Below are 11,054 nucleotides of genomic sequence, written 5' to 3'. Positions count from 1 at the left end.
CCCCCCCACCCCCCCCCCCCCCCCCGGCGCCCCCCCCCCCCCCCCCCCCCCCCCCACCCCCCCCCCCCCCGGGGGGGGGGGGGGCCCCCCCGGCTATGTGGCCAGACCTGTTGTCGATGATGGCCTTTCATCCAATTGTCACAATCAAGTCATATCGTATTCATGCGGCCTGCAGATACTTGGGCCCGTTCCATCCAACACCCCAATATTCCTGCTAGGAGCAAGGCATGAAACTGAAGCGTTTGATGGCGGCCCTCACCTTTGCCGCCGCTGGCGTTGCAACCGCCAACGCGGTAGCCGCTGTCGATCCTGCGATCCCGACCTACACCAAGACCACCGGTGTTTCGGGCAACCTCTCCAGCGTCGGTTCCGACACCCTCGCGAACCTGATGACTCTGTGGGCCGAGGCCTACAAGAAGGAATATCCGAACGTAAACATCCAGATCCAGGCGGCCGGTTCCTCCACCGCACCACCCGCGCTGACCGAAGGCACCGCCAACCTCGGCCCGATGAGCCGCAAGATGAAGGACGTCGAGCTGCAGGCCTTCGAGCAGAAGTACGGCTACAAGCCGACCGCCATCCCGGTCGCCGTAGACGCCCTGGCGGTGTTCGTGCACAAGGACAACCCGATCAAAGGCCTGACCATGGCCCAGGTCGACGCCATCTTCTCCTCCACCCGCCTGTGCGGTGGCAAGGCCGACGTCAAGACCTGGGGCGACCTGGGCGTGACCGGCGACCTGGCCAACAAGCCGGTGCAGCTGTTCGGTCGTAACTCGGTTTCGGGCACCTACGGCTACTTCAAGGAAGAAGCCCTGTGCAAAGGCGACTTCAAGCCTAACGTCAACGAACAGCCTGGCTCCGCTTCGGTGGTGCAGTCGATCAGCTCTTCGCTGAACGGCATCGGCTACTCGGGCATCGGCTACAAGACCGCCAGTGTCAAGACCGTGGCCCTGGCCAAGAAAGAAGGCGGCGAGTTCGTTGAAGATAACGAAACCAACGCCCTGAACGGCACCTACCCGCTGTCGCGCTTCCTGTACGTCTACGTCAACAAGGCGCCGAACAAGCCTCTGGCCCCGTTGGAAGCCGAGTTCGTCAAGCTGGTGCTGTCGCAAGCTGGCCAGCAGGTCGTGGTAAAGGATGGCTACATCCCGCTGCCGGCCAAAGTCGTCGACAAGACCCTGGCTGACCTGGGCCTGTCCCACGCCGGTAACGTCGCAAAGAAGTAACTGACTGAGGGGGAGGCCGGTGCTGCTGCCCGGCCTCTTCCACGAATTCCCAGCCCGAAGCCAGGCTTCCTGTGCGGCGGGCTTTCGTGCGTCACTACATTGTCATGTTTTTGTCATACGGGACCGCTAGGGTGTGCGCATGAATGATCTGGCCAACTCCACAATGACTCCAAATTCCCAGCCCGAGCGGATTGACTTCAATACGCCGGAGTTGCAACGCAAGCGCCGCATGCGCGCGCTCAAGGACCGCCTGACCCGCTGGTATGTACTGGTGGGCGGGCTTGCCGTATTGGCGGCGATCACCCTGATCTTCTTCTATCTGGCCTACGTGGTGCTGCCGCTGTTCCAGGGCGCCGAGCTGACCAGCAAGAAAGCCCTGGAGCCAACCTGGCTGCAACAGGACGCCGGCAAGCCGCTGATGATCGCGCTTGAAGAGCAGAACCTGGTGGGCATGCGCGTTTCCGACAAGGGCCAGGCACTGTTCTTCGACACCAAGACCGGTAACGAACTCAAGCGTGTCGACCTGCCACTGCCGGCAGGCACCCAGGTCACCTCGATCAGCGCCGACCAGCCGGGCAGCCCGCTGGTGGTGCTGGGTTTGTCCAACGGCCAGGCGCTGGTGTTCCACCACAGCTACAAAGTCACCTACCCGGACAACAAGAAGACCATCGACCCAGGCATCGACTACCCGTATGGCGAGCAGCCGTTCGCCCTCGACGACCAGGGCCGCGCGCTGGAACACGTCAGCGTCAACGTCAACGGCGACACCTTGATGCTGGCCGGCTCTACCGGCGCGCACCTGCAGGTGGTCGAGCTGACCCGCAGCGAAAACATGATGACCGGCGAGGTCAGCACCGAGCAGAACCGCATCGAACTGCCTCAGATGACCGAAACGGTGAAGAACATTTTCATCGACCCTCGCCAGCAGTGGCTGTACGTGATCAACGGTCGCGCCACCGCAGATGTGTTCAGCCTGCGCGACAAGAGCCTCAACGGCCGCTACAAGCTGGCGGACAGCGCCGACACCGAAATCACTGCCACCGCCCAGCTGGTCGGCGGCATCTCGCTGATCATCGGTGACTCCAAGGGCGGCCTGGCCCAATGGTTCATGGCCCGTGATTCGGATGGCGAATCGCGCTTCAAGCAGATTCGCACCTTCCAGATGGGCGAGGCGGCGGTCGTGCAGATCGACGCCGAAGAGCGCCGCAAAGGTTTCATCGCCCTGGACGCAGCTGGCAAGCTGGGCGTGTTCCACAGCACCGCGCACCGTACCCTGCTGGTCGAGCCGGCCGCCGAAGGCCCTGGCATCCTGGCCCTGTCGCCACGTGCCAACCGCATCATCATCGAAGAAGGCGGCAAGCTGCTGCCGCTGAGCCTGCGCAACCCGCACCCGGAAGTCTCCTTCAGCGCGCTGTGGGGCAAGGTGTGGTACGAGAACTACGACGCGCCGAAATACGTCTGGCAGTCGACGGCTTCGAACACCGATTTCGAGCCCAAGCTCAGTCTGTCGCCGCTGACCTTCGGTACCCTCAAGGCAGCGTTCTACGCGATGATCCTGGCCGCCCCGCTGGCGATTGCCGCCGCCATCTACACCGCCTACTTCATGGCCCCGGGCATGCGCCGCAAGGTCAAGCCGGTGATCGAACTGATGGAAGCGATGCCGACGGTGATCCTCGGCTTCTTCGCCGGCCTGTTCCTCGCCCCGTACCTGGAAGGCCACCTGCCCGGCGTGTTCAGCCTGTTCCTGCTGATGCCGCTCGGTATTCTGCTGGCCGGCTTCGCCTGGACTCGCCTGCCCGAGTCGATCCGCCTGCGTATCCCGGATGGCTGGGAAGCGGCGATCCTGATCCCGGTCATCCTGTTCACCGGCTGGTTCGCCCTGACCATGAGCCCGCTCCTGGAAACCTGGTTCTTCGGCGGCGACATGCGCCTGTGGATCACCAACGACTTAGGGATAACCTATGACCAGCGCAACGCCCTGGTGGTGGGCATCGCCATGGGCTTCGCGGTCATCCCGAACATCTATTCCATTGCCGAAGACGCCGTGTTCAGCGTGCCGCGCAGCCTGACCCTGGGCTCCCTGGCCCTGGGTGCGACGCCCTGGCAAACGCTGACCCGCGTGGTCATCCTTACCGCCAGCCCGGGGATCTTCTCGGCGCTGATGATCGGCATGGGCCGTGCGGTCGGTGAAACCATGATCGTGCTGATGGCCACCGGCAATACCCCGGTGATGGAGCTGAACCTGTTCGAGGGCATGCGCACCCTGGCTGCCAACGTAGCCGTGGAAATGCCGGAGTCGGAAGTCGGCGGCAGCCACTATCGCGTGCTGTTCCTGGCCGCGCTGGTGCTGCTGATGTTCACCTTCATCATGAACACCTTGGCCGAGCTGATTCGCCAGCGTCTGCGCAAGAAATACTCGTCGCTTTGATAGAAAGGTAGCGATCCGTGAAAAAGGATTCCCTCAAAGGCTGGTTCAAGAGCGGCGCCCCAGGCGTCTGGATGAGCGGCGGCGCGGTGGCCATGGCGGTGATCATGACCGTCGGCCTGCTGGCGGTGATTGCCGTGCGCGGCCTCGGCCACTTCTGGCCGGCCGATCTTGTCCAGGCCACCTACAAAGTGCCGGGCCAGGCCGAACTCGTCGTCATCGGCGAAGTGGTGCAAAAGGAAGAAGTACCGCGTGCCCGCCTGAAGGGCGCCGGCCTGCCGGTGCCTGACCAGGGCCCGGAGTTCATGACCCGCGAACTGATCAAGGTCGGCAACCGCGACCTCAACGGCAGCGACTTCACCTGGGTGGTCGGCGAGTGGCTGGTGGACGAAAAGCACCCGGCCGAACTGATCGCCCTGGAGCGCCGCGAGTGGGGCAACTTCTACGGTTACCTGCTCAGCGTCAAGGAAGAAGGCCGTGTGGTCGCCCAGGGCGCTGCCGCCTGGCCCGAGCTGCAAGCCCGCCTCAAGCGCGCCAACCAGCTCAATGGCGAACTGCAAAGCCTCGAGAAGAAAGACATCGGTGCCATCAACCACGGCCTCGAGCGCCTGCGCCTGCAAGCGCGCAAGCTGGAACTGGACGGCAAGCTGGACGCCGCTGCCCAGGCCGACATGGAAGCCGAGCGCGCCGAGCTGAACAGCCGCTACAAGGCCATCGAAGACCGCCTGACCGGCCTGCACCAGGCCTTCGCCCGCGACAGCCTGGTGGCCCGCGATGGCAACGGCCGTGAAGTGGAGATCAACCTGAGCAAGGTGGTGCACGCCATCCAGCCGAACGCCATGTCGGGCTTCACCAAGCTGGGCAGCTACTTCACCAAGGTCTGGGAGTTCCTCAGCGACGACCCGCGTGAGGCCAACACCGAGGGCGGTATCTTCCCGGCCATCTTCGGTACCGTGATGATGACCCTGATCATGGCGGTGATCGTCACCCCGTTCGGTGTGCTGGCCGCCGTCTACCTGCGCGAATACGCCAGACAAGGCCCGGTGACCCGCCTGATCCGCATCGCGGTGAACAACCTGGCCGGTGTGCCGGCGATCGTCTACGGCGTGTTCGGCCTGGGCTTCTTCGTCTACGTGCTGGGTGGCTCGATCGACCGTCTGTTCTTCCCCGAAGCCTTGCCGGCGCCGACCCTGGGTACCCCGGGCCTGCTGTGGGCATCGCTGACCCTGGCGCTGCTGGCCGTGCCGGTGGTGATCGTGGCCACCGAGGAAGGCCTGGCGCGTATTCCGCGCACCGTGCGCGAGGGCTCGCTGGCCCTGGGGGCGACCAAGGCCGAGACCTTGTGGAAGATCGTCCTGCCGATGGCCAGCCCGGCGATGATGACCGGCATGATCCTCGCCGTGGCCCGCGCCGCCGGTGAAGTGGCACCGCTGATGCTGGTGGGCGTGGTGAAGCTGGCGCCGTCGCTGCCGGTGGACGGGAACTACCCGTACCTGCACCTGGACCAGAAGATCATGCACCTGGGCTTCCATATCTATGACGTCGGCTTCCAGAGCCCCAACGTCGAAGCCGCGCGACCGCTGGTATACGCCACGGCGCTGCTGCTGGTGCTGGTGATCGCCGCCCTCAACCTTTCGGCCGTGTGGATCCGTAACCACCTGCGCGAGAAGTACAAGGCCCTCGACAGCTGAACCTGATTGCAAGCGCGCCGCCCGTGAGCCGGGCGGCCCTTTGAAACGAATTGTTAGCGTATGGAGTAGACCATGCAGCAAGAATCCCATACCCACGGCATCGACATGTCTGCCCTGGGCCGCGACAAGCAGAGCCTGCGCCTGGCCGAAGAAACCGTGGCCATCGAAGTGCCGGGCCTGAGCCTGTTCTACGGCGACAAGCAAGCGCTGTTCGACGTACAGATGAACATCCCCAAGCAGCGCGTGACCGCCTTCATCGGCCCGTCCGGCTGCGGCAAGTCGACCCTGCTGCGCACCTTCAACCGCATGAACGACCTGGTTGACGGCTGCCGCGTGGAAGGCGCCATCAACCTGTACGGCAACAACATCTACCGCAAGGGCGAAGATGTGGCCGAGCTGCGCCGTCGCGTGGGCATGGTGTTCCAGAAGCCCAACCCGTTCCCCAAGACCATCTACGAGAACGTGGTGTACGGCCTGCGCATCCAGGGCATCAACAAGAAGCGCGTGCTCGACGAAGCGGTCGAGTGGGCGCTGAAGGGCGCGGCCCTGTGGGACGAGGTCAAGGACCGCCTGCACGAGTCGGCACTGGGCCTGTCCGGTGGCCAGCAGCAGCGTCTGGTCATTGCCCGCACCATCGCCGTGGAGCCGGAAGTGCTGCTGCTCGACGAACCGTGCTCGGCACTGGACCCGATCTCGACCCTGAAAGTCGAAGAACTGATCTACGAATTGAAATCCAAGTACACCATCGTCATCGTGACCCACAACATGCAGCAGGCGGCCCGGGTTTCCGATTACACCGCATTCATGTACATGGGCAAGCTGGTGGAATTCGGCGATACCGACACCCTGTTCACCAACCCGGCGAAGAAGCAGACCGAAGACTACATCACCGGTCGCTACGGCTAAGCCGCTTTGCAATCTACCCCTGGGCTTCTGTGGGAACGGGTTCACCCGCGAATCAGGCGCCGCGGTGTATGGCACCGGCGTTGCCGGTGTTCGCGGGTGAACCCGCTCCCACAGGACAGGGAACGAGACGATTACTTGAAGCTTTGGGCTTCTTCGCGGAGCGAACGATGATCAACAAAGAAAGCCTTACCCATCACATTTCCCAGCAGTTCAACGCCGAGCTCGAAGAGGTGCGCAGCCACCTGCTGGCCATGGGCGGCCTGGTCGAGAAGCAGGTCAATGACGCCGTCACTGCGCTGATCGAGGCCGACTCGGGCCTGGCTCAGCAAGTGCGTGAGGTCGACGAACAGATCAACCAGATGGAGCGCAACATCGACGAGGAATGCCTGCGCATCCTCGCCCGTCGCCAGCCGGCGGCCTCAGACCTGCGTCTGATCATCAGCATATCCAAATCGGTGATCGACCTGGAGCGCATCGGTGACGAGTCGACCAAGATCGCCCGCCGCGCCATCCAGCTGTGCGAGGAAGGCGAGTCGCCGCGTGGTTACGTCGAGGTGCGCCACATCGGCGACCAGGTGCGCAACATGGTTCGCGACGCGCTGGACGCCTTTGCCCGCTTCGACGCCGACCTGGCCCTGTCGGTGGCGCAGTACGACAAGACCATCGACCGCGAATACAAAACCGCCTTGCGTGAGCTGGTGACCTACATGATGGAAGACCCGCGCTCGATCTCGCGGGTACTCAGCGTGATCTGGGTGCTGCGTTCGCTGGAGCGTATCGGCGACCACGCGCGCAACATCTCCGAGCTGGTGATCTACCTGGTGCGCGGCACCGATGTGCGCCACATGGGCCTCAAGCGCATGACGGCTGAAGTGCAGGGCACCGCTGTCGCCGACGGCGAAAAGGCTAATGTTCCGGCTGAACCTGACGATAAATAAGGTTGCTCCCGAGCATCGACGCCCGGCCTTGGCCGGGCGTTTTCGTTTGCGGTCGAGGAGCCGGCAGGCACCCGCGAACGATGTGAAGAAGTCCCGGCGTGACCAAGTTGTAGCAAATGGCCAGTACTCGGCGGTAGGCTAGTCGGGATTCAGAAGGAGTATCGATGAGTAAAGTGAATGTGCTGGTCGTGGATGACGCCCCGTTTATCCGTGACCTGGTCCGCAAATGCCTGCGCAATGCCTTCCCGGGCATGACCATCGACGATGCCGTCAATGGTCGCAAGGCCATGGCGATGCTGGGCAAGGAAGCGTTCGACCTGGTCCTGTGCGACTGGGAGATGCCGGAAATGTCCGGTCTCGAACTGCTTACCTGGTGCCGTCAGCAGCCGGAGATGAAGAACCTGCAGTTCATCATGGTGACCAGCCGTGGCGACAAGGAAAACGTCATCCAGGCGATCCAGGCGGGCGTGTCCGATTTCGTCGGCAAACCGTTCACCAACGAGCAGTTGCTGACCAAGGTGAAAAAGGCCCTGACCCGGATCGGCAAGCTGGACAACCTGATGGCCACCGGCCCCGCGCGAGTCAATTCGGCGTTTGCCAATGACTCGCTGAACGCCCTGACTGCCGGCAAACCGGAAGTGGCCAAGGTCACCACCGCCGCCCCGGCCGCGACGCCTGCGCGGGCACAAGCCGCTGCCCCCCGGCCTGCTGCCGCTGCTGCTGCGCCGACTGGCCGTGGCCAGGGCCAGTTGCGCCTGGCCAGTGGCACCCAGCCGTGCGTCATCAAGGCGTTGAGCCTGAAAGAGGCGTTGCTGGTGGTACGCCGTGGCGAAGCGCTGCCGCAGGTGCTGGAAGGCGCGGTACTTGACCTGGAGCAGGGCGAAAACGCCGAAGTCGCCCGCCTGAACGGCTACCTGCATGCCGTGGTGGCGCTGGAGCCCAAGCCAGACAGTGACTGGCTGCAGCTGACCTTCAAGTTCGTCGACCAGGATGCGCAGAAGCTCGACTACCTGTCGCGGCTGATTGCCCGCGGGACGGCGCAGAAGCATTTCACCCCCGGCGCCTGAGTAACGGCTGCTGGCTCATCGCCGGCAAGCCAGCTCCCACAGGTACAGCGCCAACCTCGGGCCTTGTGCATTTCCTGTGGGAGCTGGCTTGCCGGCGATGAGGCCAGTCCTGCTGATGCCATCCGACCAACTGCAATACCTGCCGCAAAACCCGCTGCTAGGCTTCGACAGATCATAACTGTCAAAAAGCCACTATCATGCCCGCCCGCCTGCTGCTGTTCTGTGCATTGCTCATGGCTTCGGCGCCGAGCCTGGGCATGACTACCTACACGATCGCCGATGATGGCCGCGTGTCCTCGTATACCGACCGGCCTGGCCCCGGCGCCAAACGCTGGGTGCAACGCGAGCCGATGGTCGAGATACCCGAAGGCCAGGTGCTGCTGAACGCGATCGTGTTTCAGGGCGGGGTGAGTTTCTCGGCCCGCAACCAGCTGCATGTGCCGGTAGAGGTGGAGTTGCGCCTGGACAACCTGGTCAACGCACAGGGCGGCAACGCTCCGCGCATCGTGCGCCGGGTGCTGCCGCCGCGTACCACGCAGATGCTCAGCGTGCTACGGGGGCGGCCCGGAACGCTGCTGAACTACCGTTCGACCCTGCTGCAGGCCTTGGGCGACCCGGGCAAGCGGCCGCAGGGTTATCGCTATGCGTTCCCCTGGCTCGGCGGGCCGTTCCGCGTGACCCAGGGCCCTAACGGCCGGGTCAGCCATTTTGGGCCGAAGGGGCGCTATGCCATGGATATCGCCATGCCTGAAGGCACCACGATTATCGCGGCGCGGGAAGGGGTGGTGGTGAAGACCGAGAACAGCCAGAGCGGTCGCGGCCCCAACCCGTCGGGCAATTTCGTCAGGATCCTGCACCCGGACGGCACCATGGGCGTGTACCTGCACCTGATGCGCGGTTCGGTGGTGGTGGCGGAGGGGCAGCGGGTGCGGCAGGGGCAGGTGTTGGCCAAGTCTGGCAATACCGGCAACAGCACCGGCCCGCACCTGCATTTCGTGGTGCAGCGCAATGTCGGGCTGGCGCTGGAATCGATCCCTTATCGGTTCGACAGGCCGATCGGAGGGTTGCCTGACTTCACTGCAGGTAACCCTTGAGATTTTTGGGGCCGCTTTGCGGCCCTATCGCGACACAAGGCCGCTCCCACAAACCTGCACAAAGCCTGGGGCTTGCGCTGTACCTGTGGGAGCGGCCTTGCGTCGCGATGGGCTGCAAAGCAGCCCCCAGTCATCAATCCAGCTTGAGCACCTTGGCCAGCACGATCTTCGGCCCTTTCATCTTCTTGATGATGATGCGCAGCCCTTCGACCTCCAGCACTTCCTCTTCTTCAGGCACGCGCTTGAGCGTCTCGTAGACCAGCCCGGCAAGGGTTTCCGCCTCGATATGGTCAAGGTCGACGCCCAACAGGCGTTCGACCTTGAACAGCGGCGTATCGCCACGCACCAGCAGTTTGCCCGGCTGGTAGGCGAGGATGCCGCGCTCGGTCTTGCGGTGCTCGTCCTGGATGTCGCCCACCAGCACTTCCAGCACATCTTCCATGGTCAGGTAGCCGATCACTTTGCCGTCGGCTTCCTCCACCAGCACGAAGTGCGCGCCGCCTTTGCGGAACTGCTCCAGCAGCTGCGCCAGTGGCATGTGCCGGGACACGCGCTCCAGCGGCCGGGCCAGGTCTTCCAGGTCGATGGTCTCGGGCAGGTGTTCCAGTTCGGCCAGCTCCAGCAGCAGGTCCTTGATGTGCAGCAGGCCGGTGAACTCTTCGCGCTCAGCGTCATACACCGGGTAGCGGCTGAACTTGTGGCGGCGCACCAGGGCGAGTATTTCCTTCAACGGCGCGTGGGCGTCGATGCTGACCATGTCCTCGCGCGAGTTGGCCCAGTCGACGACCTCCAGTTCGCCCATTTCCACGGCTGAGGCCAGTACGCGCATGCCCTGATCGCTCGGGTCCTGGCCACGGCTGGAGTGCAGGATCAGCTTGAGCTCTTCACGGCTGTAATGGTGCTCGTGATGCGGGCCGGGCTCGCCCTGGCCGGCAATGCGCAGGATGGCGTTGGCACTGGCGTTGAGCAGGTAGATGGCCGGGTACATCGCCCAGTAGAACAGGTACAGCGGCACCGCGGTCCACAGCGACAGCAGTTCGGGCTTGCGGATGGCCCAGGACTTGGGCGCCAGCTCGCCGACGACGATGTGCAGGTACGAGATGACGAAGAAGGCGACGAAGAACGAGATCGCCTTGATCAGCTCGGGGGTGTCCACGCCGACATAGGCCAGCAGCGGCTCGAGCAGGTGGGCGAACGCCGGCTCACCGACCCAGCCCAGGCCAAGGGAGGCGAGGGTGATGCCCAGCTGGCAGGCCGACAGGTAGGCGTCGAGCTGGTTGTGGACCTTGCGCAGGATGTTGCCACGCCAGCCGTGCTGTTCGGCGATGGACTCGACGCGGGTGGCGCGCAGCTTGACCATGGCGAACTCGGCAGCAACGAAGAAACCGTTGAGCAGCACCAGGAGCAAGGCAAACATGATCATGCCGAAATCGGCGAATAACGAGGTGAGGCTGATACCAGGGGAAGGGTCCATGATGGAGTTTTTACGGGGTCCGTCTTTGAGATAGAGAGAAAAAAAGTGCCAGCTCTTGCTGGCACAGGGGATCCAATGTAGCGGCTGGGGCGGCAAAAGCAAAGGGCGGTGGATTCATTGGGGCCGCTTTGCGGCCCATCGCCGGGGGGGCCCCCCCCCCCCCCAAGGGGGGGCCCCCCGGGGGGCGGGGGGGGGGGGGGGGGGGGGGGGGCGGCGGCCCCCCCGCCCCCCCC

The 11,054-nt window shown here is 64.0% G+C and carries 8 protein-coding genes; 7 read left to right on the top strand and 1 reads right to left on the bottom strand.

The features are described 5' to 3' along the window. Positions 1-227: 227 nt before the first annotated feature. The 7 genes from C6A77_RS24530 to C6A77_RS24500 all read left to right on the top strand — a co-directional run bounded on the left by C6A77_RS24530 (position 228) and on the right by C6A77_RS24500 (position 9,347). Entirely contained in the window at positions 228-1,226 is a 999-nt protein-coding gene (locus C6A77_RS24530) for a phosphate ABC transporter substrate-binding protein PstS (RefSeq protein WP_056793940.1), read from the top strand. Between the two features lie 139 nt (positions 1,227-1,365). Continuing rightward, a complete protein-coding gene (locus tag C6A77_RS24525) occupies positions 1,366-3,654 on the top strand; it encodes an ABC transporter permease subunit (RefSeq protein ID WP_114171939.1) in 2,289 nt (762 codons plus the stop codon). A 71-nt stretch (positions 3,655-3,725) separates the two neighbouring features. Beyond that, positions 3,726-5,342: a phosphate ABC transporter permease PstA gene (gene pstA, locus C6A77_RS24520; protein WP_178082402.1), complete on the top strand. Its 1,617-nt coding sequence runs from the start codon at positions 3,726-3,728 to the stop codon at positions 5,340-5,342. Positions 5,343-5,414: 72 nt separating this feature from the next. Continuing rightward, positions 5,415-6,248 (top strand): phosphate ABC transporter ATP-binding protein PstB, encoded by an 834-nt coding sequence (pstB, locus tag C6A77_RS24515; RefSeq protein ID WP_114171937.1) that lies wholly within the window; start codon positions 5,415-5,417, stop codon positions 6,246-6,248. Positions 6,249-6,415: 167 nt separating this feature from the next. Next, on the top strand, positions 6,416-7,186 hold the full coding sequence (gene phoU, locus C6A77_RS24510; RefSeq protein ID WP_114171936.1) for a phosphate signaling complex protein PhoU: 771 nt from the start codon (positions 6,416-6,418) through the stop codon (positions 7,184-7,186). A 164-nt stretch (positions 7,187-7,350) separates the two neighbouring features. Then, positions 7,351-8,253 (top strand): response regulator, encoded by a 903-nt coding sequence (locus C6A77_RS24505; protein WP_114171935.1) that lies wholly within the window; start codon positions 7,351-7,353, stop codon positions 8,251-8,253. Between the two features lie 197 nt (positions 8,254-8,450). Further along, a complete protein-coding gene (locus C6A77_RS24500; RefSeq protein ID WP_114171934.1) occupies positions 8,451-9,347 on the top strand; it encodes a M23 family metallopeptidase in 897 nt (298 codons plus the stop codon). A gap of 133 nt (positions 9,348-9,480) precedes the next feature. Here C6A77_RS24500 and C6A77_RS24495 read toward each other — a convergent pair whose 3' ends face one another. Continuing rightward, on the bottom strand, positions 9,481-10,821 hold the full coding sequence (locus C6A77_RS24495; RefSeq protein WP_114171933.1) for a hemolysin family protein: 1,341 nt from the start codon (positions 10,819-10,821) through the stop codon (positions 9,481-9,483). Positions 10,822-11,054 lie beyond the last annotated feature (233 nt).

Origin of the sequence: Pseudomonas sp. AFG_SD02_1510_Pfu_092 (assembly GCF_003331055.1) — a bacterium.
Lineage (GTDB): Bacteria > Pseudomonadota > Gammaproteobacteria > Pseudomonadales > Pseudomonadaceae > Aquipseudomonas.
The sequence above is the reverse complement of the archived record's forward strand: the minus strand, read 5'-3'. Positions and strand labels throughout refer to the sequence as shown.